The following is a 24,467-nucleotide window of genomic DNA, read 5'->3' on the forward strand; positions in this document are numbered from 1 at the left end:
GGCTATTATATCGCAATTTATACTGATTTGTGAAAACCCTTAACTATTTAAAGGTTTTATTCATAAAAAAAGTGAAATCCGCTCTATATTGCCATGCTTAACGTATCAAATTACTAAATGGCAACCTAGGCAACCAAACGCGTCCGCGGGGTCGCACGCTTGCCAAGATAGCTTAATAATAATAGAAGCGCAATAATGATTAAGATAGGATAATTACCAAAGTTCATAAACGGCGTATTACCAACACGGGCTTGAATATCACCGCGTAATACCGTGCGCTCAAACTGCGGGGCGCGCTCAACGATACGACCTTTGTGGTCGATAATAGCGGTAACACCCGTATTGGTCGCGCGCATAAACCAGCGACCATTTTCTAACGCGCGCATTTGTACCATTTGCAGATGCTGCAGTGGACCTGCTGAAGTGCCAAACCACGCATCGTTTGAGATGGTCAATAAAAAGTCAGTATTGATGGCATTTTTACGGGTGGTATCAGGATAAGCAACCTCGTAGCATACCGCCGCGCCCAAGTTATGTCCACGAACCCGCAGCGGCGATTGATTGTCACTACCGCGACTGTAGCTTAAAATCTCTTGGCTACCCGCCAGATTAGGCAGAATATCTAACATGCCTTCAAACGGAATATATTCGCCAAACGGTACTAAGCGCTGTTTTTTATACAGCCCTTCTGCTTCCGCGCCTAACGCAATCACACTATTATAAAATGGTGGATATTTGTCAGTTTTGGCATCAAAAGCCGCTTCATCTTTATAAGGAATGCCGGTCACCCAAGTGGTATTGGTTTCTTTGGCCATTTTTACCATTTCGGTGATAAAACCAACCGCATCAGTTTGGAACATCGGAATCGACGATTCAGGCCATAAAACAATGTCACGCCCCCACTCGGTACGCGTTAGGTTTGCATAGATTTTTAGCGTTTCTATCTGATATTCGGTCAGCCATTTTAAATCTTGCGGGATATTGCCTTGGATTAATGACACCGATAAATCAGGCGTGCCTTTTGGCTTCGTCCATTGTGGATTTATTAACCATAATGCGCAGCTTACCACCAGTAAAGCGCTGGCAGGAATCATATAACCGCCGCGACGACGCAGCAGCTCGACCAAACTTGCCGCCAATAATACCGCAACGAAAGAGACAGCAAACACGCCGGCAACGGGCGCTAATGACGATAGCCAATATTGCTCAGTAAAGGCATAACCGACAAATAACCACGGGAAACCCGTAAATAGCCAGGTTTTCATCCACTCTTGTAGTACCCAAAGCGCTGCAAATGATAACGGCTGCTTGCCGACCACCCGATTAAAAATTAACGCCAAAAAGCCATGGAATAATCCCATGCCCAAACCCATTAGCGCAATCATAATCAGCGCCAACCAGACGGGCGTATCGCCATAAACATGGATAGAGGTATAGAGCCAAAATGCTCCCACACACCAAAGTCCCGTGCCATAAGCCTGACCAATGACAAACGCTCGCTTGCCGCTCATTTGCGGCATCAGTAACGCGTATAAAATAGCAGGCGATACCAAGGCGACTGGCCAAAAGTCATATGGCGCGAGCGCAAAGATAAACACTGCCCCTGCCAGCAACGCAATCAATATAGTCAGCACCATAGGTAAGCCCTTTGGCTTATCGGGGTTCAGGCGTTTTTGCAAATCAACAGTAGACAGACGCATAGCAGTTATCCAAAACCTTATTATTCAGTAATTTAAAACTTATCAAACTTAAATGTTAACTTTGAGGGATTCAATCAGTGGCGCATTCAACACTTACTTGATAGCCCTCTATATAACGATAAAGACATTACTCAAAAATCAAACCTGCCCATGATACCAGTCTGTACCACTCAATGGGTAAATTTGCGTTGCAAAATATCGGTTTTAAAAGCAAAAAAAACACGACCGCAATCGTGTTTTTTATAGCTATAAAGACATCAAGTTATAACGTTACTGATAAACTTGCTAGGCAGTTATGAAAAGCTCAGTCATAAAAGCTCAGTCATAAAAAACTCAATAATAAATTAATGGCTACCTATCAGTATTTGCTGGTCAGCATTGATTTTAGTCAGCTCTAAATTCTGAATAAAGCGCCCTTCGACATCGGTAATGGTGATTTGCCAATCATCGATAACCACGCTTTCACCTTCCAAATCACCAACGTAACCAAGCGCCTGCATGACCAAACCGCCCATGGTATCGACATCGGTATCATCAAAGTGGCTACCTAGCTCATCATTACAGTCTTCTATCACGGTCGACGCTTGCACGCGCCATGTGTTTGGCTTTTCGGGGTCGGCGACAATATTATTGATATCACTGTCTTCGTCAAAGTCATCATGCTCATCAACGATGTCGCCAACGATTTCCTCGAGTAAGTCTTCCATGGTTACCACACCGCCAAAGTTACCAAACTCATCGACCACAATCGCCATATGCACTTGGGTACGCTGCAATGAGCGTAACAAAGTATCAGAACGCGCGGTTTCACTGATATAGAGTGGCTGACGGACAAGGTCTCTGAGACGTTTGCTGTCGATTTTGTCTTCTTGGTCGCGCACCATATGCACGAGGATAGGAATCAAATCTTTTGCCAATAAAATACCGATAACAGCGTCGTCGTCTTGGCTATCAAATACCGGATAGCGCGAGTGCGTGGTCTCAAGAATGATGTCCATTACTTCAGCAAGACTGGTACTTTCATGCAACCCAACCACTTGCGGGCGCGGGGTCATAATTTCGCGAACTTGGGTCGCAGGCAGGTCGAGCACGCCTTCTAGCATATCGACGGTATCAGGCTCTAAGAATTGACGCGAGTCCTGTACCAAACGAATCAGTTCATCACGGGTTTCGGGGGCGGTCGATAGCCAGCGTTTTAAGCCGCGCATCGACCAACTACTCGGGCTGGGAGTGTCGTCAGACATGGTGATGTGATTTAACCTCTTTAGTTAATAGCAATTAGTTAATAGCAATTGTGAATGTCATGTAAAATCATAAAAAATGTAGATGGGGATTAAAGTAATAAATAAAACCGGCCATTTATCATTAGATGATTAAATAATAAATATAAATAGACCAGCTTAATGTGTTTCACTTTATCGCAAGGCTTGCTGACATTCAACGACAAATTCACTCAAATTGTATTGTCAGTGTGTTATAAACTTTGCTATGGTCAAAGCCTTTATTTATCAATAACAAACACTATGTCCCTACGCGCGTTTTTCTCTCGCCTGCTCACGCCGCTTTCAAATAGCCATCGCTCAGAGAATGGCGCCGCTCATGGTCGCCAACAAAAGCGGACATGGCGATATTACCTTGTGCAGTTTTTGATCGTTACTACCCTGCTGCTATCCGCTATTTGGCTATTGATGGCGCTTTGGTATCAGTTTGGGATGCGCGCGCTTATCACGTGGTTGGCAACTATCGTGATTGTCGGCGTACTGATAGCCTTGCTTAGTAGCCGTTATTGGCCAAAAACCGCTAAACAGTTAAATAACCAACAAGCGACTAGTCAATCAATTACTAAGGCAAAAACAAGCACAAACACAAATAAAAAATCAGCAAGCAAATGGCTAATGGGTTTATATGCCGCTATTTGGTTCGTCGGTCTTGGCTGGTTTTTCTCTATTGAGCCTGAGCAAGATCGCGATTGGATGCCTGAAGTCAGTGAGCGAGTCACGTATGAGCGTGATGGCAATAATCCTAATTTGGTTACTTTCAGCAATGTACGTAACTTTGATTGGCATACGGATCAGGAAGCGACCGAACACTGGGACACGCGCACCATTGATATGTCTAAATTATCTGGCGTCGATGTCACCAACTCCTATTGGATGGGACCGCTGATTGCTCATACTTTGGTCAGTTTCCGCTTCGAAGATGATAGACCGCTTGCCTTCTCATTTGAGATTCGTAAAGAAAATGGCGAATCGTTTTCGGCATTGGCAGGGTTTTTTAGACGTTTTGAATTAAGCCTGATTGCCGCAGAGGAGCGCGATATTATTTACACGCGTACCAATGCGCGTGGCGAGCAAGTTTATCTGTTTCCGGTCAGCAATCTACAGCAGCATGAGGTCAAGTCATTATTTGAATCTTACCTAACCGCCGCCGATGAATTGAATGCCAAGCCAGCTTGGTATAACACCTTGATTAGCAACTGTACCAATATCATTTTTTATATGGCGCGTATTGTCAGTGGTGACCGTCTGCCATGGGATTACCGGATTTGGGTATCTGGTTGGCTGCCAAACTATTTATACGACGTCGGCATGCTCGACGCCAATCCTGAAAAAGACGATCAGCCTTGGTCAATGGATACTTGGTACGAGCGTACCCATATCAACGCCAAGGTTCGCGGCTTTGATAATCAAGCTAACTTAGAATCTGACATTAACAGTCACGAAAACAGCCGCCAGTTCTCTGAGCAGATTCGGCAAGGTATCCCTATGCCGCTATTAGCTGATTCGCAAACGAATGCCGAAGCAAGTGCTAAATTGGCGGCTGATGCTAAGGATTAACCCAATTTACCACCCGCGTTTCCATCTCTTCATCAGACATACCAATCTCGGAAACACAGCGCCCTGCTACGCCAACATTGGCAGCCCGCATTTGCTGCTGGGTTGCCACCGCATCTTGGGTTAATAACAAATGCCAACTTGGCAAACCTTGTCCTTTATACAAACACTTATAAGCGCAGTGCGATGGTAGCCACATCATCTGCGGCAAATTCTCCATAGTCAGTTGAATACAATCGGGCACATGCTCTTGGCGCGTGTCATAGTGCTGACAATAGCCCGTCGCACAATCCATCAGCTGGCAAGTCACGTCGGTATATTCGACCATTTCTGCTTCATGACTATTGTCATCGTCGCTAACGTGCTCATCGTCGATATATTTGATGAGACAGCAACTGCCGCAGCCATCACATAAGGCCTCCCATTCGCTATGGTTTAATTCTGACAGCGCAAAACGTGACCAAAACTGCGGACGCAATGTTTCAGTCGGTTTATTGTCGCTGTCCTCGTCATTGGCATTGTCGCTGCTAGTATTGCTAGCAGGAAATAGACTCACGATTGGCTTTAGCCCTGAGTTTATTTCTGTATTTGAAGCAGCTTTGTTCTGCGAGGCTGAATCAGAATCTAAGTTGGCAGAAGATTGATTTAACAAGTTGATAGTCATAGCGTTGTAGTCGATTTTTTATAAAGAGACATTTTGATAAAGAGCGTTACAGTATTATAGCTGTTTTTGCTCAACTTGGGCGTTAAGGTAGTACGAGTAAGCAAAAGGATTGCGCTAGCATACGCATTATTCATATTTATAGAACAACACTCATAACATAAAAAAGGACAATAATATGTCAATTAAGACCTTTGAATTAATCAGTACCACTGAAAATAACGTCCAACTGATCAGCTATGTGGCGCTGCCAGAATCGGCCTCAGATGACAATCCAGTAGCAGGGATTTTGGTCGCGCCAGAATGGTGGGGCGTGGTCGATCACCCAAAATCGGTGGTTGAGCGTTTGGCAGAAGCAGGCTATGCTGCCGTGGCGATGGACGTTTACGGTGAAGGCAAACTGACCACTGATGCGGCCATGGCAAATATGTGGATGACACAAGTACTTGAAGACCAAGACATGCTGATGGCGCGCTGCCGTTTAATCCTCAATGATTTTGGTGACCAATTGGCCGTTAATCGCGATAACTTAGCAGCGATTGGGTTTTGCTTTGGCGGTAAAGTCGTCCTCGATATGGCGCGTGAAGGCATGCCATTAAAAGCAGTCGCCACCTTCCATGGCAACCCATCAGCAAAACAGCCAGCAGACAAAAACTTTAAAGCTAAAGTGTTGGTCGCTCATGGTCGTGATGATTCGATGGTATCCATGGATGCCATAGAAGGTCTGAAATCTGAGCTAGATGCCGCTGATGTCGACTACACTATCGATGTCTATGACAACGCTAAGCACGGATTTACCAATCCGCATGCTGATGAGCGCGCTGCTAAAAATGGTGTCGACCTTGGCTATAATGAAGCCGCGGCTAAGCAAAGCTGGGAGAATATGCTTGAGTTTATGAAAACCAATCTCGGTCAATAATTTTAAAGTTATTGTAAATTAAGATTATTATAAATAAAGACAAGACAAGAAATAAGGGTCGCTTACTAAGTAGGTGACCCTTTAATTTGTCGCCATATACAATAACTACAACGACTAATCTTGTGCTTATTAGCAAATAGCGTCATTATCACTTTATTACCAAGTGGATTGAGTGACGAGGATGCTATATCTATTAATGAGCCCGTTGGGTTGGCTGGCTTTTATTGTTTTATTAATCGTGGTTATGGTGCTATATACCAAGATTAATCGGCAAATTGAGCAACTGCGCCATGATATGACGGCGCTACAAGCTGAGCTTGAGCAGCTTGCAGATAGCGTGAATACAGCAAAGCCCTCGCACGCTGCGTATATACATCCTACTCAAGATAGTAGTTCTGAATCAGTAGATTCATTAACACAATCAGTAGAAGAATTGGCTACCTCCGCTGTTCTCATTCCCGATGCTACTTTTATTCCTAATGTCGAATCTACAAAAAACCAGCATTTAGAAACAACACCTCCAGAGCTGCCGATATTATCAAAGTCACCACAATCGCCCTCACCGCCACAATCGAAAATCCCACAAAAAACTATCGCAACCATAGAGCCAGACGAACGCTCCTTGCCTATCGTCACCTCCGTTATTCACTCTATGCAAAATTGGTTTTTTGGCGGTAATTTAGTGGTGCGCGTTGGGGTATTGGTGTTGCTCGTCGGCGTGGTGTTATTGCTGCGCTTATTAAGCGATTATATCGAAATCCCCATTACCATAAAACTCATTGGCATTGGTATCATTGGTTTAGGACTCGCAGCGCTGGGATTAAAATTAGCAAAAAACCGTTTTGCTTATGGTATTACCCTGCAAGGAGCAGGTTTAGCGATTGCTTATTTAACCACCTTTTTTGCCTATAGCGTCTATCAAGTGCTCTCAAGTGTGCCGAGCTTTATGGGACTTGGTATCTTGTCAGCCATCACCATTGGCTTAGCCGTGCGTCAAAATGCCTTACCGTTGGCATTGTTAGCGCTTTCTGGCGGCTTCTTTGCGCCGATATTGACCAGTAGTGATATTGGTAATTTAGTGACATTATTCAGCTACTATCTATTATTAAACGTCACCATTGCCATTATCGCTCACTACCGCACTTGGAAAATGCTCAACCTGCTCGGCGTAATGATCACCTTTGGACTGGCCTATTATTGGGGTGTGACGGAAAATTTAAGCGCTGTTATTGAGGCGCAGCGCTGGTCATTGGTATTACTAGTCGCGCTGCATGTACTACTATATTTATTTGTCGTCATTCGCTACGCGCAACAAATTATCGCTTATAACACGCTTAATGAAGCAGGTTTCGCTGATACAGATGCTGTAGATACTTTTAATAGTGTAAACAACGTCAACCACATGGATAAGGTTCATCCAAGAAACAACAGCTATGTATTTCCTATTGATACCGGTTTACTGTTTTCAGTACCGATACTAGCCTTTGGTTTATTTTCAGCATTATTGGATGGTATTCCTAACGCGTTAACCATTACCAGTGCTGTTTTAGCGGCGATTTATTTGGGCATTGGCTGGCTGTTTGTCCAGCGTAGCCAGCATTATGCCTTAATCACCGAGGGTATGCTGGCGTTAGGGTTTGGCTTTTTAGCGGTGGTCATCCCACTGGCAATCGATGCTGAATGGATTGCCTTTGGCTGGTCGGTACAAGGGCTGGCGCTGGTATGGTTTGGACGGCGCTCGCTACGTGCATGGTCAGTATTGTTTGGGTTGTTATTACAGCTGCTCAGTATCGCCATGCTGATGATAAACGTGGTCTTTACGATCAAAGATTATCCAACGCTGGCATTAACGATTTCAGCTCTTAGCTATCTAGCAACGATGTTTATTTTACGCGCCAGTAACTCGCCTGCCGTTTTAGATAACAGTCTAAGCCGCGCTTCACAGCAGCATATGACGTCTGATTTACCATCTTCAATCACCGACATAACAGCAAATGTAGCCCAGTCACTAGGTATTAGTAGCCAAGCTGCTCAGCAATGGCTTACCAGTATCGATAGCCAAAGTATGGCGTTTAACCTGATGTGGCGCAGGCCAATTTTGAGTCGTTTTTTAACCTTTACCGCAATGGTTTGGCTGCTGTCTGTATTGGTCATCGATTTTGACCAATGGTTTGCCAGCTGGCAATTAGCAACGACGGCACTGCTAGGGTTGGCAATGTTAACGAGCTTAGTTATTTATCAAGCAATTAATCACTATCATTCGTGGCGTGAGATTAGACAGTTTAGCCATGGTTTATTGCTGCTATTTTATGCCATGTTACTGTTTCAACTGCCGCAAAAATATGAATTTGATTATCAATGGACAACCTTTCATTGGCCTATATTTATTGCCTTATTCATAGGTTGGTTGGTCGTTGGGCAACTATGGTTAAAGTCATGGCATAAAGAAGCGGAATTAAAAAGTTTTGATAGTGCGAGCTGGCTTGGTGCTGGAATTATCCTGTTGGCAGAAGCCATGCATTATGGCTTGCCCGATTCAAAAGGCGTCATGGCTATTTTAGTGCCGATTGCGCTGATGTTGGCAGGCTTATGGTGGACACAGCGTCATGCTATGGTTCAGTACAATGACAACCCATCAAAAGCAGCTAATTCAGCGCTTGTACCTTATTGGTTTGATTGGCATCAGGCACTGTTAGACAGTGCCAAAATATTTGTGCCTATTGCTTTAGGCTGGGCTATTTTTACCAACTTTACTTACGATGGTATTATTTGGGGATTGCCCTATTTTCCTCTATTTAACTTATATGATGTGACGTTATGGCTGGTGGTTTTTTACAGCTTGGGCGTTTATTTGCTCCGTCAGCCATATGGCATGAAATCGAGAAACCTATTAAGCGCCATTCCTAAAAACGATATGCTATTAATTATCTTAGCGCTGATTGGCCTTTGGATAGGCTCTAGTATGTTGGTTAGAACGCTGCATGCATTTATCGGTACGCCTTTATGGACTGGCGGTTTATACGACGTTACAGGGGGCGCTTGGAATAGCGAGCAGGTACAAACGGGGCTAACCATTTTATGGACGCTCATTGCTTTGGTCGCCACTATTATCGCCAGCCGCTATGGACAGCGAACACTATGGTTTATGGGCATTGGACTATTGGGCGTTGTGGTGCTAAAACTGGTAATTGTCGATTTATCACAGACCGAGGCAATTTGGCGGGTGATTTCCTTCCTTGGCGCGGGTAGCTTAATATTAGTCATTGGTTATTTAGCACCATTACCACCAGCGCGCGAGGATTTAACAGACGAGTCTGCATGATAGTCTGCTCTGAGCGTTAAATGAAATTATAACCTGATAACTTGATAACGTTGGGTGATAGCGCTGGTTGTGTAGTAAACTGGACGCCATTAAAGAGTAAGCAAAGAGTGTCTTACTTTTAGCATTTTTTATAAAAGGTTATAAAAGCAGATGGATAAGAGAGCAAGTATTCAGTGGTTCCCTGGGCATATGAACAAGGCCCGTAACGAAATCAAAGAAATCATGCCGCAGATGGACGTCGTCATTGAAGTGATTGACGCGCGTATTCCTTATAGTAGCGAAAACCCAATGGTCGCGGCATTACGCGGCGAAAAACCGGTCATCAAAATTTTAAATAAAGCCGACCTCGCCGATCCTGAATTAACCAAAGCGTGGATGGAATATCTTGAGCAACAAGACGGCGTCAAAGCCATCGCTTGCGACAATAATAAAGCTGATGACGTCAAACGTATTATCGCGATATGCAAATCCCTCGTGCCCAATAAAGTCGGCACCGGTCGCCAAATCAAAGCCATGATAATGGGTATTCCAAACGTTGGTAAATCGACCTTGATTAATACCTTAGCTGGACGCGCCGTGGCAAGAACCGGCGACGAGCCAGCGGTAACCAAGTCGCAGCAGCTGATTAAGCTTGACGATGACATTATGCTCTATGATACCCCCGGTATGCTATGGCCAAAGGTTGAAAACGAAAACTCTGGCTATCGCTTGGCTGCGACCGGCGGTATTCGTGATACCGCTTTTGACTTCGCTGATGTGGCCAGTTATACCGCTGAGTACCTAATGCAAGCCTATCCTGAGCTGCTAAAAACTCGCTATAAAATTGAAGAATTACCCAAGACTGATTGGGAGTTTTTTGAAGTGGCGGGACGCAATCGCGGCTGTGTGCGCGCGGGCAATCAAGTCGATACTTATCGCATGTCTGAGATTCTGATTAACGAGTTACGTAGTGGCAAGCTTGGCGATATTACGCTCGAGACGCCTGCAATGACAGAAGCTGAAGAGCTGGTCGTCGCCGAACAACGCATCGCTGCCGAAGAGAAAAGAATCGCTAAAGAAGAAGAGAAACGTTTGCGTCGTTTAAAAACGCGGAAGAATCGGAAGTAGGTAGAATATTCTCTATAAGTATATTTGAAGTTCGTAGGGTGCGCCTAGCGCACCTGCTATATTTTATTATTTACCTTTAACTTATCTGCAGATTTACTCAAACTTTACTTGGCAAACAAGACGGTCAATTATAATTTCATCTTCTGATATTGAAAACGAAGCTCACCCGCTGTTGTCTTGTATCAATCGTATTACACCCCATAAACGTTCTTAATCTCAAATTCATATATCCCTGTTCAATTTACAAGGAATACTCTTGCCTACTCAATTTTCTCAATCATCAACCAACCTCAACTCCCTCGCCCCACGCCTTCTCGACTGGTTTGCAATTAATGGTCGCCACGACTTACCTTGGCAACAGCACCAAACCCATACGCCTAACCCTTATATCGTTTGGTTATCCGAAGTCATGCTACAGCAAACGCAAGTAACGACAGTGCTGCCCTACTTTGCGCGTTTTATGGAATCCTTTCCAACGGTACAGGATTTAGCCGCAGCAGAATGGGATATGGTGGCGGAGCATTGGGCGGGGCTTGGCTACTATGCGCGCGCGCGTAATTTACATAAAGGCGCGAAGCAATTGGTCGAAGTCATTAATGAGACGGGCGACTTTCCGCAAACCTTAGCCGGTTGGGAGGCGATATCTGGCGTTGGCCCGTCGACCGCTGGGGCGATTATGGCGATGGGGCTACATCGCTATGGCGTTATCTGTGATGGTAATGTCAAACGCGTCCTGACACGCTGGGCAGCAATTGATGGCGATATAACTAAATCTGCCACTACTAAAGAGCTGTGGGCATTGGCAGAACGTCTAACGCCTAGAGAGAACTCAGGATTATTTGCGCAGGCGATGATGGATATGGGCGCAACTTTATGCACGCGTAGCAAACCTGCTTGCCTATTATGTCCGCTACAAGATGATTGCTTAGCGCACGCGCAGGGTCGCGAAACCGATTATCCGGTCAAAGCAAAAAAACAGCCCAAACCCAGTAAGTTTAGCAATGCCTTACTGATTAAAGATGCAGATGGCAATATCTTATGGCTACAGCGTCCCGATAACGGCATTTGGGGCGGATTGTGGAGTTTGCCGCTAGAATTTGTAGAAAAGATTAGCGGCAAAGCTGCTGTTAAAAATACTGGCAAGAATATAGATAAAAAACTGCCGGAAGCGACTGCTGAGCAGCCTTTAGAAGTTGCTATTAATGAAAAAGTCTATGAAACAGAATTTACCACCGCTGAGCAAATTATCAATGAATGGCTGATAAAGAATAATTTAGCAGCAGCACCAATGAATAAAACCTTACTTGATGACGCGCCTATTAAACATTCATTAACCCATTTCCATTGGTATTTAACGCCGCAATCAGTGACTTTAAATAATGAGCAAACTGCAGAAATAACCCAAGCACTACAAGCAGCAGAGATTAATATTAATTGGTTAAATGCTGATGATGCACAAGCAACGCTTGGATTACCACAAGCGATGGTTAAGATTTTAGAATAATGAGTGAATGCAACTAAATAACATTCATAAAAAAAGCGACTCACAATAAATCATGAGTCGCTTTTTTAATTTATAAAATACTAAAAACTTAAGACAGAACTTAAGACTTCGGCACTCGTAAGCGCATCAAGCCTTCTTGTTGTACCGTTGCTACCAATCGGCCATCTTGCCAAAACTGCCCATGGTTCAGACCCATGGCATTGGATGTGGTATCACTCCACATGTCGTATAGCAGCCAATTATTTAAGTCAAACTCACGATGAAAATGCATCGAGTGGTCGATACTCGCCGCTTGCAAACCACTGGTCATAAAGCTTACACCGTGCGACATCAGCCCCGTACCTACTAGGTAGAAGTCGGATGAAAATGCCAATAGTGCTTGCTGAATTGCTATGGGTTGATTGCCCAATTCACGAATACGCAGCCAGTTTGCTTGCTTGGGTTTCATCGGTTCTGGATGAATAGGGTCACGCGGTTTGACCGGTTTAATCTCGACGTGACGACGACGCATAAAGCGCGCCTTAAGCGCATCGGGGACTTTACCGACATACTCTTCTTTTAAATCCTGCTCGGCAAGCAAATCCTCTGGCGGCGGATAAACGGGCATATCCTCTTGATATTCTAAGCCCTCTTCCATCGGTGAAAACGACGCAATCATCGAAAATATCACTTGCTCAACAGGCGCTTTACCGCGTACTTCTTTATATTGAATCGCCGTTACTTCACGCGCAGACAGGCTGCGGCCATCACGCAGGCGGCGTACTTTATAAATGACCGGCTGATTGATATCACCACCGCGCAAAAAATAGCCGTGCAGTGAATGACAGGGTTTGTCTTTATCCAGTGTATGCGCCGCTGCCATAATCGCTTGCGCCAGCACTTGCCCACCAAAAATACGACTGCCAACATAGTCGTGGCTTTTACCTTCAAAAACATCAGGGCTGACTTCAATAAGCGCGACAGTAGCCAGCAGCTCATCTATCAGTTGCGGATAATCAGACATGACGATACGTTTCCTTATTCTTATCAATAACGCCAAGCATCTGGGTATAAGCACCTAACGATATTGATCTCGATACCATATGCTTAAGCCAATACGGCGTTTTAATTTAAAATAATATGAAATGGCTTGCAGTAAACTACAAGATAACGCTTAGAGCGCGCAATAAATGACCAGTAAAACGATTGCTAAGAACTCATTATAAAGCGAAAAGCCAATCATCTTAACGAATATTAACGGCTTTGACTAGGCAGTTACCGCGCAATGTTAAGTCTAAAACAACTATCTAAGATAGTGTTAATAAATAAAAAACGAGATGCTTATTGCCATCTCGTTTTTATATTTGCCAAATTTATGGTTTCACGGCCACGAGCACACGGATAGAGTCTGGTACTAAAGACAGATTACCCAATGCTTGCTCGCCTTGGGCTTTTAGCTGCTCTAGACGCTCAATCTCTTCTGGGCGGACGTTAGGATTGATGGTTTGCAAATGCTTTAGGCGTTTGATTTCACGTGACCACTGCTGGCTAAAACGCGCACTGGCTTGTTCACCAATCTCTGCTAACTGCTGACGGGCAATGTCTTCGGCTTCATAATAGCGCTGCTCAATCACATCGCCGCGTACTTTTATCACTTGGCGGGCGCGGTTTTTATCCAAACGTTCAATATGCGGCATAATCATATCGGCGCTGATACGGGCGGATAAATCACTGCCCTGCTCACTGATAAAGACACGGATATTTTGTGTGGTCAAAGTCGCAGGTAAATTGAGCAATCTTGGCGCAATCGCTTCGACGCGGAAATTTACTTCAAGCAACACCATACCTTGCGGGACGGCAGCACTTTTTAGCATCGCAACGGTGGTATTACCAAAGGTGCTGGTACTTGCCAGCTCATAAATCGCGCGCATCAACGGATGCTCGTGAGTGATAAATTCGATATCTTCACGCTGCAGCGCTTGCTCACGCTCAAAGGTCAAGGTCATACCATCTTCATCGCCAAGTGGCAGACCGTCGATATAATCGCTAATCTCAGTGCTATCAATTGGTGCAATCACCCATGAACCATCACGTTGGATATTGTGGTCGATATTGGCGGAAGCAAAAAAGCGCTCGATAAATTGCGGCAATAAATTATGCCCATCAAAATCACGCATGGCATCAGCAATACGCCCAGCGACACGCGGACGGCATGAGTTGTACTCTAAAAGACGATCGCGACCGGCTTGCAACTGCGCCTCAAGATCCAAACGCGTTTGTAGCGCGGCATCGATAATGTCTTGCAAAGTGGTGCGGTTAGCGTCGTTATCCGCGCCTTCAAGCATTGGCTTTAGGTCTTGGATATACTGCTCTTGCACGCTTTGGGCGGTCGGTGAAATCTGATTGAACATATTTAGCGCGTCGTTATACCACCGATATAGACGCTCTTGCGCCGTACCTTGTACATAAGGGACGTGCAGCATAATTTGCTGCGTTTGTCCGATACGGTCTAGGCGACCGATACGTTGCTCTAAGGTATCTGGGTTGGCAGGCAGGTCCCACAATATCAGCTGGCTTGCAAACTGGAAGTTACGACCTTCCGAGCCAATCTCCGAGCACAATAATATCTGTGCGCCTTCACTATCAGCAAAAAACGCCGCCGCTTGGTCACGCTCAAGCAAGGTCATCTGCTCAGTAAAAATGGCGGTTTTAATACCGGCATGCAGACGTAAGACGGCTTCTAAGCTTTCAACCGTCGCCCCACTACGGGCAATCAGCAATACTTTTTTATGCTTAAGCTCACCCTTTAAGATATCAATCAACCACGGCACACGTGGGTCATCTTCTAACCAGCTACCGTCAGGTTGGTTTTCTTCACTCCATAGCTGCTCGCGCAATTTACCATTGGTTTGATAGCTATCGACCCATGCTTCAGGTAGCGGCAATGGATACGGCTGGCTGCTACGACCATAGAAGCCTTTGACACTTTCACGGGTATTACGGAATAAAATACGTCCCGTACCATGACGGTCAAGCAACTCATTAAGCGCATAAGTACGCAGTTTTTCGTCGTCATTAATGTTTGCTAATTCATCGATACTAATAGTAAGCAGTTGACTTAACGCCGCAATTTGACCATCACTTAACGGCTTATCTTCGATTAAAACGCTCGCAACCGCTGCGGTTTCGGCAAAGGCTTCTTGACCGTCGATAAATTCATCCAAGTCATCAAAACGATCGGGGTCTAATAAACGCAGACGGGCAAAGTGACTTTGCGCGCCAAGCTGTTCAGGCGTCGCGGTTAATAGCATCACCCCCGGTGTTTCTTCAGCGAAGTCAGCAATCAAGTCATATTTATCATTGCCACCTTGCGCTTCATCCCAATGCAGGTGATGCGCCTCATCGACGACCAATAAATCAAAACCGGCTTCCATCGCTTGGTCATACAAGTCAGGATGGTCGAGCAATAAATCCATACCCGCAATAATACATTGCTCAGTAGCAAAGACGTTTTGCTCAGGGTCGTGCTCTTTAATCGCTGCCGTACGTACTAAATCAAATAAGGCAAAATTTAGATTAAAACGGCGGCGCAGCTCAATCATCCACTGATATTGCAAACTGTCTGGTACGAGGATTAATACGCGCTCAGCTTTGCCAGTCAATAGCTGCTGATGAATAATCAGACCCGCTTCAATGGTTTTACCCAAACCGACTTCGTCAGCAAGCAAGACACGCGGCGCGATACGTTTCCCAACTTCATGGGCGATATACAGCTGATGCTCAATAATATCGACGCGCGCGCCCATTAGACCTTTAAGCGGATGACCCGCTAGCGCCGATTGCATACGCAAAATGTCTTGGCGCAGCTCGTACCAATCGCCACGCTCAATACGACCAGCAAGTAGACGCTCAAGCGGCTTTGCAAGCGTGATATTGGCCGCCAAACGGGTTTCCATAATGCCTTTTTCATGCTCATCGACACTGTATTTGAGCACGCCCATCACTTCTTCGACCGCGGTTACGGTATAGGTTTTACCGGCTTGGTCAGAAATGCTATCGCCTTCTTTGAACACCACGCGCGATAACGGCGCAGAGTTTTTTGCATAGACGCGGGTCTCTTCACTTTGTGGAAATAAGATATGTACACAGCGGTCATCAACATCGATGACCACCCCCAAGCCAAGCTCAGACTCCGTATCAGATAAATAACGTTGACCAACGGCAAATTCGGTGCTGTGCAATGAAGCGATAGAGATAGTCATAAGGCGATGTCTTTTGTACTCAGATGATAAGAAAATAGATAGTTAATGAGGCAAGCTACGTTGACTGGCCAAGCTAGCATTACTGGCTCGATAGCTCGATGTCATTAATAAGCTGCTGGTCATTGGAGATATCAGCAACGCCCAACTTAAAAGCTAGGTCGATTGATAAAACAGACCATTATATAACGTTAGCGCCTAGATGAGTGCGTTAAGTTGACTTTTCAAGAGCAGATTTTGCCAAGATTGCCGCAAAGCCAAGCATAAGTTGATCTTATAAAACAACAAGATAACGACTCGCAAGTAAACAAAAAATATTGCCATCATATAATTGTTGCTGTATTGTTAAAAAATGCAATAGGTTATTTCTTTATGCGGCTAATTTGGCTAAGTGTTTCTGATTAATCATCTCTGGGTAAGTGTCTCTGGCTAAATACCTCTGACTGAATCTCTACAATATTTAGCTGAGCCATATTGAAATGACTGTCTGCGTTGTCTAAGTTTACCAAGTACCTATTATCTATCATCTATATTTAAGCATTAACGGTATCTAATCCCACTTTTATAGATTCATGGTCATTATAGATTCATAGTCGTTATAGATGCAGTCTAAACGCTATAGAGATAGTAGTGCTTACTATAGTCCATTTAGTTATCACTTATAACATTATACATAATTATATTTTATGAGAGTGATGATAACTTTGAGTGTCATATCGCATTAATCCCTTTAATCCCATTAACAATCTTCTTTGTGCTTCTTATCATCCAAGGACAAACCCCATCATGAGTGCCTCCAAAAAAGTTGGCTTTTTTAACCAAGTCAGTACCCAAGTGACGACCATTCTATTTATCGCTTTTGCGGTCGTACTGGCGGTCGTCGTCTATGTTGTTGATAAAGAAGGCTATGAGAAAATTCGCCTTGAGTCAGCAAAACTGGTCGCCGAGCGTGGTAATACAGCGGTCAATAGTATCTCAGCCGATATCAATCGCGTGATGCGTAGTGCCCTACTACTGCAACAAAGCGCGCAAACGCTGCCACCGCAAGAAGCGATTTTGCAAGCTAGTACCGCCAATGCCTTTGATAAGCGCGATTATAACTTGTTAGGTAGTGGCGGCATTTGGCCTGAAAAAGGCGCACTTGGTGTCAATGCTGCAACCCATCCGTTTTTAATGGTGCGTCAAAACGGCGATTATCAAGCGGTACTCAGCGACCCAAACCCTACCAATCCTTATTATCAAGAAGATTGGTTTAGCGTTTTAAAATTGCTCAAACCTGAAAGCTGTATTTGGAACCATGTCCGCGCGAGCCAAACCAAAGGCGAGCTGGCAATGAGCTGCGGTGTTGCAATCGAGCGTGACAATCAGTTCTGGGGTGCCAGTACGGTTAACTTTACCCTAAACCAGCTACAAGAAAACATCGTGAAGCTAAGCGAAAGCTCGGGCTCAGGTTATATTTTATTGCTGGATAACAGTGATAAAGTTATCGCCTCGTCTAACCCTGAACGCTTAAGCTATATTGATGAAGAAACCGGTACGCCGCTTGATATCAAACAAGTTATCAACGCTGACCCTGCTTGGAATCCGGTATTAAACTTCTTGGAAGCTCAGCGTAACGAGACTATCGAGCGCGTTGCAGCTAGCGTATCGCCGCAAGTTCAGCAAGTATTGAATACGATTGATAAAGCAGAAACAGGTGATTCCAAAGGTTATTATTTGGTCAACTATGCCGCTTATCTAAATAATAGCGAAAACAAGCAAAACGCCATGGATAGTCGCTTATTGCAGAGCTTTGAGCTGACTAAAGACAACTTTTACAACGGCAGTCAAGCGTATGTGTTTGAGATTCCTGAGACTTATTGGAAACTGATTGTTGTCCAGCCTGATGCTGAAATTAACGCTATCGCCGATAATCTCAGTGAAAACTTGATTAACTGGATTGCCTTGGCGCTATTAATCACAGCGGGTGTGATTTACTTTATGTTGACTTTCTTAGCCTTTAAACCGCTAAAAGAAACCACTGATAAAATCTCGCAAGCGGAAAAGCTGATTAACGACAAGCAATATAATAAGCTGAGCGAGGTTAAATTCGCTGAAGGTCGCAACGAGATTGGACTGGTAAATGGCTCTATTAATGACCTATTAGACCGTATCCAATCTAACGAAGGTAAGCTTGCCAATATCAATCAGCAGCTAGAGATTAAAGTCGAAGAACGTACCGCTGAGCTGCAAGATACGCTAAAAGAGCTGAAAAACTCACAGCTGCAATTGATTCGTTCAGAAAAAATGGCGACGTTAGGTCAAATGGTTGCTGGTGTTGCTCATGAAGTAAATACGCCATTATCTTATGTGCAAAACAACCTTGAAATTATCGGACAGCTAACTGAGCAATACGAAGAGCTGATTGACCTGGTACAAGGGTTAAAAGCCGTTAAAACGGATGCCGCTGCTGATGGCAAAATTGACAAGCTATTGGCAGATATCGTCCGTGCTTCCGATGAAATCCAAGAAGATGATTTGTCCGCTGAGCTCAAAGAGCTGATTAAAGATTCGTTATTTGGCGTTGAGCAAATCACCGAGATGGTGCTTAATCTGCGTAACTTTGCCCGTCTTGACGAATCAAAAGTGAAAACCATCGATGTGCGCGAATGTATCGAAGCGTCATTGAAAATCGCTGGCAACTCTATCAGACATCAAGAGATTGTTACTGATTTTGCTCCGACCCCTGAGATTAAATGCTCGCCGTCACAGATTAACCAAGTCTTGGTGAACTTGCTCAATAACGCCGCGCAAGCCATGGGAGAAAAACCGGATGGCAAAATCGAAGTGCGGACGCGCTCTGATGACAGCAATGTCTATATCGATGTCAGCGACAACGGCAAAGGTATGAGCACAGAGATTCTCAATCAAATCTTTGAGCCTTTCTTTACCACTAAGGGCGCAGGCGAAGGTACTGGACTTGGCATGGCCATCAGTCAGCAGATTATGGAGCAGCATAATGGCGACATTCAAGCGGTCTCGACCGAAGGCGTTGGCACCACCTTTACCTTAACGCTACCGATTGATAATGATTTAACGGAACAAAGCCTAGCAGCGTAATCGCTAGGTTCTGTCTTATTTTAATTGCTATTTTAATGATTATATAAAGCTATAGCACTATTATTCATCATAAGGATACCATCATGAATGAATTGGAAATGGAAACCCCTAGCGCCGCGTTAGGGTCTGAAGCAAAACCGAAGTTGGCGTTCATTGACGATGAACAACGTATTTTACGTTCGATGAAACTGCTGTTTCGTAAAACACATGACGTTTTTATCACCACTGACCCGACTGAATATATCGACTATATCAAAAACAACCACGTACACGTGGCGGTCAGTGACCAGCGTATGCCTGAGCGCGTTGGTGTCGATATCTTGCGCGAAGTTAAAGAAGTATCGCCGTCTACCATGCGTATCTTATTGACCGGTTATGCTGATTTGAACGCCATTATCGGCTCTATTAACGATGGGGAGATTTATCGTTATTTGACCAAACCTTGTAAATCTGAAGAGCTGCTTGCCGTCGTCGGTCGCGCCACCGAAATCGCTTTGACCTATAACCCAGACGAAGACGCTGAGCAATTTGACAGCTCAGGCAACAAGCAAACGCTATTGGTCATCGATGAAACCAACGATCTGATTGAGCAAATACGTAAGCAGTTTTCTAACAGCTATAGAGTCCTGCATGCTAAAGGCTTAGAAGAGGCTTATGATTATTTGGCGAATGAAGATATTGGTGTTTGTATTACCGACATCAATGTCAGTGGCGAGAACATTGCGCCAATTATCTTTACCTTAAAACAAGATGCGCCGCACTTGGTGGTTTTAGTACAAACTGAATTCCAAGATGCAGGCTTGTTGATTGACTTGATTAATAAAGGTCAGGTCTATCGCTGCTTACCAAAACCAATGCGCGCCAGCTTACTTGAGATTAGCGTCAACCGTGCCTTTCAGCATCATACAAAACTGAAGGCCAGCCCTGAATTGGTGAAGCGCTATGAAGTCGAGCATGACCCTGAAAACGACGTGCGTATCGATTTAAGCAGTCGCGTACGTAGTCTGATTGGCAAATTGCGTAAGCGCTTTTCTTTATAAGCGTAAAAACGATATAAGCACAAAAATTCCTGTCGCAAAAAATAAAACCTCTATTTCAACTTGAAGTAGAGGTTTTTTACTGTGCGCTTTTTGATGGGGTTTTTGACATGCTTTTTGACTAAACCCTGCAACGTGCTACATTAAGCCGATAACTATGTCAGTCTATTTAAAATGCAAGCCCATTTAAAACGTACTCTATTTAAAACGTAACCTATTTAAAATAACAATGAGATAAGGAATCATCATGCAAGCGGTTTTTTTAGACAAAGGTACTTTCTCTGATAATGTCGACTTGCCAGCACCCGTTGGCGTTACTGACTATATTACTTACGACGATACGCCTCAAGAGCTGATTATTGAACGCTGTCAAAATGCCGACATTATTTTTACCAATAAAGTCCAAATTAGCGCTGACATCATCGCCAATCTGCCCAAGTTGAAGCTTATCCAGCTAACTGCCACTGGTATGAATAATGTCGATCAAGATGCCTGTGCTAAGCACGATATCGCGCTATATAACGTCGCTGGTTACGCGGTCAAAAGCGTGCCCGAGCATACCTTTATGCTCATGCTAACTGCCATGCGTGCTGGTATTCATTATCATGCAAAAGTTGCTGACGGCACGTGGCAAGATAACGGCAATTTCTGCTTGCTCGATATCCCACTGATAGATTTGGAAGATAAAACGCTGGGGATTATTGGTGTTGGCACTATTGGTAAACGCGTCACCGACATCGCCCGCGCTTTTGGGATGACGGTATTGTGGGCGGAGCATCAAGGGCGTGCGCCGCGTAATGAGGATTATACGACCTTTGAAGACGTACTGGCGCAGTCTGATGTACTGAGCTTGCATTGCCCATTAAACGAGCAAACCCAACACTTGATTAATGCAGATACTTTAGCAGAAATGGCTAAACAGCCGCTGATTGTGAATGTCGCCCGTGGTGGTATTGTCGATAGCCAAGCGCTAACTAATGCGATTAACAACAAGCAAATTATCGGTTATGCCACCGATGTATTTGAGCAAGAGCCGATTGTCAAAGACGACCCTTTATTGACCCTTGCTGACCATCCGCGGGTGATATTTAGTCCACATAATGCGTGGGGCAGTAAAAGTGCGCAAGAAACCTTGTGGCAAATTTTAAGTAAGCAAGTGTCAGAATTTATCGATAAGCATTAAAAGACAATCACTAGGGCGCGTCCTCATTTTAAATATGGTGATAAAAATGAGATAAATTGTAGCCAAACAAGGAAAATAGTGCAGTTAATATCGGGATATTACCCAGCTATTTGACGAAGTTTGGCAAAATTTAGCCATTTTTAGACCATTTAGATGTCCATCGATTGAATTGAGGACACGCCCTAATAAAGCTTAACGGCTAAAGCGTAACCAATCGTCTTTTATGTTACGGTATTTGAGCATCACGCGGTCACTAAGATAATTGTTAGTGACCCGCCAAGGATAAATATCGCCTTGTTTTGGTAGCTCGTGTTGCGCGCGCTGGACATAGCCTGCCGATAGCGCGCCCATGACCGTATCGGGCTGAGCATGTGCCTCGCTATGCGCAGTTTTTGCTTGCGGCACTGCCACTTGATAACGGTGCTTATGCATATGGTTGAGCAGCCGCAGCACATATTGACAAGCCAAGTCGATTTTTAGCGTCCACGACGCATTGGTATAGCCAAATAGCGCCACCATATTTGGCACACCTTCAATCATGACCGCCTTATAAGTCATGCGCGAGCCGATATCGATTGCTTGCCCATCGACATAGACTTTAGCACCGCCAAGCATTTGTAGCTTTAGCCCCGTTGCGGTAACGATGATATCAGCCTCAAGGTGTTTGCCAGAGTCAAGCATGATGCCAGTCTTGGTAAAATGGCTGATTTGATCGGTCACTACGGCAGCTCTATTGCCATGTAACGCCATAAATAAATCACTGTCTGGCACCGCACAAAGCCGCTCATCCCAAGGGTTATAAGCGGGCATAAAATGCGCAATATCAACCCCGCTGCCTTTTAATTCGGTTTTAACGCCACGTTTTAATAATGCTTTCATCACCTTAGGCGCAAACACAGCCGCTCGATAAGTCCCTTGTTGCATCAACACATTGCGCGTGCGCAGTAGCTTATAAGCTTGCGTTTTCGAGAGTGGCGAAAACTTGCCTGCCAGCCAATCAAGCGTATAATCATCGCCCGGTACACTTGCCACATAGGTCGGCGACCGTTGTAGCATGGTAACGTGCTGCGCGCACTGCTCGCTTTCTTCATCGACCATAGCGGGCAGTAGCGTCATCGCTGTAGCACCGCTGCCAATAATGACCACTTTTTTACCGTCATAATTCACATTTTGCCAATGCTGCGGATGGACAATAGCACCCTGAAAGTCCTCTTCTTTATCAAAATGAGGCCTGTAACCTTGCTCATAATCATAATAGCCTGTAGCACCGACGACAAACTTTGCCGTTAAGGCAAATACCTCACCGCTTGCAAGATTTTTTACCGTTGCCGTCCACTGCTGACTATGGCTTGACCAAGACAGCTGCTGCACCTCATGCTGATAGCGGATATGTTCAGTGATACCAAACTCGCGCGCCGTATCAGCAATATAGTTTTTAATATCACCGCCTTTTGCCAATACTCGATGGTCCAACCACGGACGAAAGCTATAACCAAAAGTCAAGGCGTCAGAGTCTGAACGAATACCAGGATAAGTAAACAAATCCCACGTACCGCCCAAATCTGCGCGTTTTTCTAATACCACAAAGCGCTGGGTAGTTTTTTGCGGCTTCCTTTTTGTTAGCTGTTTTAAGCGACTTGGGCTTTTATGCCCAAACAGCCCTTTGTGCTTTTGCTGCTGCAATCGACTGGCCATGCCGATACCGGCAATCCCAGCGCCGATGATAAGCACCTCACAATCGACGGACGTATTTGAGGCTGCGGGCGATGATTTAGATCTAAAGCGCTTTTTAAGTGCCTGTTTGGCGGCAGTTATATCAAGCATAATACAATCCTTGTTTTTGCATGATGGGTTTTAATTTACATGGTGTATTTAAAAGAAATCTATTTAAAATCAATCTATTTAAAAGAGAACGACTTAAAAAGGGCTTGGGCTTTCCCAATCCATCCAAGCACCAAGTGTCGGATGTTTTAGGCGTAACTGCTGGGCATGTAAATTGAGCCGTGGCGCAATCGTTAATGCCGTACCTTCTGCATAAATTGGGTCGCCAATCATCACATGCCCGACGTGCACCATATGCACACGTAGCTGATGACTGCGACCGGTAACGGGCTTTAATAGCACGCGCGTGACGGTTTGACCGTTGCACTCTTCATGCGCCAGCACCTCATACAACGTTAATGCATGCTTAGACCAATTGGGATCGACGATATGACGCGGTTTGGTTGCAGGCTCATAACGTACTGGCACTGATATCTCACCTTTGGCACCGACGCTTTGCCACTGACCAAAGACACGCGCTTGATAACTTTTTTGTGGCAGCCGCTCAATAAACTGCTTACTAATATGGGTTTGCGCGGCGGCATTTTTGGCAAAAATCAGCAGCCCTGAGGTATCCATATCTAAGCGATGAATCAACTTAACCGCTGGATTGGCACGCTCAAGTCGTGCTAATAAACTCACCTTGAGCGTTTTACCATCTACGCTTAACAATCCTGCAGGCTTATCGACGACCCAAATATCATCATCTTCATAAACGGTAACGGCTTGCGCAAATTCTCGAAAAAACTCCGGTGGATACGCATTTTCTTCAGCATTCAGGGCGTCTATCTTTTCATCAGTGAAAGGCATAAAATTTAGCTACTTATAGTAATGGGTTCTATATTGATAAGGTTTCGATATTCATAAGCTTCGATGTCAAAGCCATTGTTAATAAAGCTATCCTTAAAGCTATCCTTAATTTTGGATAAAGTTAACTTTGAGCAAAATGGGTGGTAAGTGCGCAGTTAAAAATAATAATAAATCAGTATTCGACCAGTATTCAAAGCGACGACTGGATTTGCGTTAAAAATGACGATAGCGA

Annotated in this window: 15 protein-coding genes; 8 read left to right on the forward strand and 7 right to left on the reverse strand. The window is 44.6% G+C overall.

Features of this window, described 5'->3' with window-relative positions; all coding sequences use genetic code 11:
• Positions 1 to 125: 125 nt before the first annotated feature.
• Complete coding sequence (lnt, locus tag JMX50_RS09135; protein ID WP_201629309.1) at positions 126 to 1,700, reverse strand: apolipoprotein N-acyltransferase; 1,575 nt, start codon at positions 1,698 to 1,700, stop codon at positions 126 to 128.
• Between the two features lie 344 nt (positions 1,701 to 2,044).
• Entirely contained in the window at positions 2,045 to 2,944 is a 900-nt protein-coding gene (locus JMX50_RS09140; RefSeq protein ID WP_201565149.1) for a CBS domain-containing protein, read from the reverse strand.
• Between the two features lie 279 nt (positions 2,945 to 3,223).
• Between JMX50_RS09140 and JMX50_RS09145 the strand changes: the two genes are divergently transcribed.
• Entirely contained in the window at positions 3,224 to 4,537 is a 1,314-nt protein-coding gene (locus JMX50_RS09145) for a DUF4105 domain-containing protein (protein ID WP_201629310.1), read from the forward strand.
• On the opposite strand, the gene JMX50_RS09150 is transcribed toward JMX50_RS09145, so the two are convergent.
• On the reverse strand, positions 4,527 to 5,012 hold the full coding sequence (locus JMX50_RS09150) for a YcgN family cysteine cluster protein (RefSeq protein WP_227671019.1): 486 nt from the start codon (positions 5,010 to 5,012) through the stop codon (positions 4,527 to 4,529). The two genes, JMX50_RS09145 and JMX50_RS09150, sit on opposite strands and share 11 nt — an antisense overlap.
• Before the next feature lie 361 nt (positions 5,013 to 5,373).
• Between JMX50_RS09150 and JMX50_RS09155 the strand changes: the two genes are divergently transcribed.
• The 4 genes from JMX50_RS09155 (at position 5,374) to mutY (ending at position 12,047) form a co-directional block, all read left to right on the forward strand.
• Positions 5,374 to 6,114, forward strand: a complete 741-nt coding sequence (locus JMX50_RS09155) for a dienelactone hydrolase family protein (protein WP_201629312.1) — start codon at positions 5,374 to 5,376, stop codon at positions 6,112 to 6,114.
• Positions 6,115 to 6,295: 181 nt separating this feature from the next.
• Complete coding sequence (locus JMX50_RS09160; protein WP_201629313.1) at positions 6,296 to 9,436, forward strand: DUF2339 domain-containing protein; 3,141 nt, start codon at positions 6,296 to 6,298, stop codon at positions 9,434 to 9,436.
• 150 nt (positions 9,437 to 9,586) lie between these two features.
• On the forward strand, positions 9,587 to 10,543 hold the full coding sequence (gene ylqF, locus JMX50_RS09165; RefSeq protein WP_201629314.1) for a ribosome biogenesis GTPase YlqF: 957 nt from the start codon (positions 9,587 to 9,589) through the stop codon (positions 10,541 to 10,543).
• Between the two features lie 256 nt (positions 10,544 to 10,799).
• The gene (gene mutY, locus JMX50_RS09170; RefSeq protein WP_201629315.1) at positions 10,800 to 12,047 is read left to right on the forward strand and encodes an A/G-specific adenine glycosylase; all 1,248 of its coding nucleotides are present in this window, start codon (positions 10,800 to 10,802) and stop codon (positions 12,045 to 12,047) included.
• Positions 12,048 to 12,147: 100 nt separating this feature from the next.
• Here the strand turns inward: mutY and JMX50_RS09175 are convergent, their stop codons facing one another.
• Positions 12,148 to 13,050, reverse strand: coding sequence for an acyl-CoA thioesterase (locus JMX50_RS09175; protein ID WP_201565142.1), 903 nt, complete (start codon positions 13,048 to 13,050; stop codon positions 12,148 to 12,150).
• A 349-nt stretch (positions 13,051 to 13,399) separates the two neighbouring features.
• Positions 13,400 to 16,288 (reverse strand): RNA polymerase-associated protein RapA, encoded by a 2,889-nt coding sequence (gene rapA / locus JMX50_RS09180; protein WP_201629316.1) that lies wholly within the window; start codon positions 16,286 to 16,288, stop codon positions 13,400 to 13,402.
• 783 nt (positions 16,289 to 17,071) lie between these two features.
• Here rapA and JMX50_RS09185 point away from each other — a divergent pair.
• The 3 genes from JMX50_RS09185 (at position 17,072) to JMX50_RS09195 (ending at position 21,604) form a co-directional block, all read left to right on the forward strand.
• Positions 17,072 to 19,384 (forward strand): sensor histidine kinase, encoded by a 2,313-nt coding sequence (locus JMX50_RS09185; protein WP_201629317.1) that lies wholly within the window; start codon positions 17,072 to 17,074, stop codon positions 19,382 to 19,384.
• An 83-nt stretch (positions 19,385 to 19,467) separates the two neighbouring features.
• A complete protein-coding gene (locus JMX50_RS09190) occupies positions 19,468 to 20,424 on the forward strand; it encodes a response regulator (protein WP_201629318.1) in 957 nt (318 codons plus the stop codon).
• Between the two features lie 244 nt (positions 20,425 to 20,668).
• Entirely contained in the window at positions 20,669 to 21,604 is a 936-nt protein-coding gene (locus JMX50_RS09195) for a D-2-hydroxyacid dehydrogenase (protein ID WP_201629319.1), read from the forward strand.
• A 192-nt stretch (positions 21,605 to 21,796) separates the two neighbouring features.
• Here JMX50_RS09195 and JMX50_RS09200 read toward each other — a convergent pair whose 3' ends face one another.
• Together JMX50_RS09200 and JMX50_RS09205 are read right to left on the reverse strand one after the other, a co-directional pair.
• Positions 21,797 to 23,428, reverse strand: coding sequence for a flavin-containing monooxygenase (locus tag JMX50_RS09200; RefSeq protein WP_201629320.1), 1,632 nt, complete (start codon positions 23,426 to 23,428; stop codon positions 21,797 to 21,799).
• 93 nt (positions 23,429 to 23,521) lie between these two features.
• A complete protein-coding gene (locus JMX50_RS09205; protein ID WP_201629321.1) occupies positions 23,522 to 24,235 on the reverse strand; it encodes an RluA family pseudouridine synthase in 714 nt (237 codons plus the stop codon).
• Between the last annotated feature and the right edge of the window lie 232 nt (positions 24,236 to 24,467).

The sequence above is a fragment of the Psychrobacter maritimus genome (assembly GCF_904846345.1).
GTDB lineage: Bacteria > Pseudomonadota > Gammaproteobacteria > Pseudomonadales > Moraxellaceae > Psychrobacter > Psychrobacter maritimus.

What these genes read in the sequence shown, in the direction of transcription:
- lnt (WP_201629309.1), bottom strand. Translation starts at nt 1,700, where the DNA reads ATGCGTCTGTCTACTGTTGATTTGCAAAAACGCCTGAACCCCGATAAG.
- JMX50_RS09140 (WP_201565149.1), bottom strand. Translation starts at nt 2,944, where the DNA reads ATGTCTGACGACACTCCCAGCCCGAGTAGTTGGTCGATGCGCGGCTTA.
- JMX50_RS09145 (WP_201629310.1), top strand. Translation starts at nt 3,224, where the DNA reads ATGTCCCTACGCGCGTTTTTCTCTCGCCTGCTCACGCCGCTTTCAAAT.
- JMX50_RS09155 (WP_201629312.1), top strand. Translation starts at nt 5,374, where the DNA reads ATGTCAATTAAGACCTTTGAATTAATCAGTACCACTGAAAATAACGTC.
- JMX50_RS09160 (WP_201629313.1), top strand. Translation starts at nt 6,296, where the DNA reads ATGCTATATCTATTAATGAGCCCGTTGGGTTGGCTGGCTTTTATTGTT.
- ylqF (WP_201629314.1), top strand. Translation starts at nt 9,587, where the DNA reads ATGGATAAGAGAGCAAGTATTCAGTGGTTCCCTGGGCATATGAACAAG.
- JMX50_RS09175 (WP_201565142.1), bottom strand. Translation starts at nt 13,050, where the DNA reads ATGTCTGATTATCCGCAACTGATAGATGAGCTGCTGGCTACTGTCGCG.
- rapA (WP_201629316.1), bottom strand. Translation starts at nt 16,288, where the DNA reads ATGACTATCTCTATCGCTTCATTGCACAGCACCGAATTTGCCGTTGGT.
- JMX50_RS09185 (WP_201629317.1), top strand. Translation starts at nt 17,072, where the DNA reads ATGAGTGCCTCCAAAAAAGTTGGCTTTTTTAACCAAGTCAGTACCCAA.
- JMX50_RS09190 (WP_201629318.1), top strand. Translation starts at nt 19,468, where the DNA reads ATGAATGAATTGGAAATGGAAACCCCTAGCGCCGCGTTAGGGTCTGAA.
- JMX50_RS09195 (WP_201629319.1), top strand. Translation starts at nt 20,669, where the DNA reads ATGCAAGCGGTTTTTTTAGACAAAGGTACTTTCTCTGATAATGTCGAC.
- JMX50_RS09200 (WP_201629320.1), bottom strand. Translation starts at nt 23,428, where the DNA reads ATGCTTGATATAACTGCCGCCAAACAGGCACTTAAAAAGCGCTTTAGA.
- JMX50_RS09205 (WP_201629321.1), bottom strand. Translation starts at nt 24,235, where the DNA reads ATGCCTTTCACTGATGAAAAGATAGACGCCCTGAATGCTGAAGAAAAT.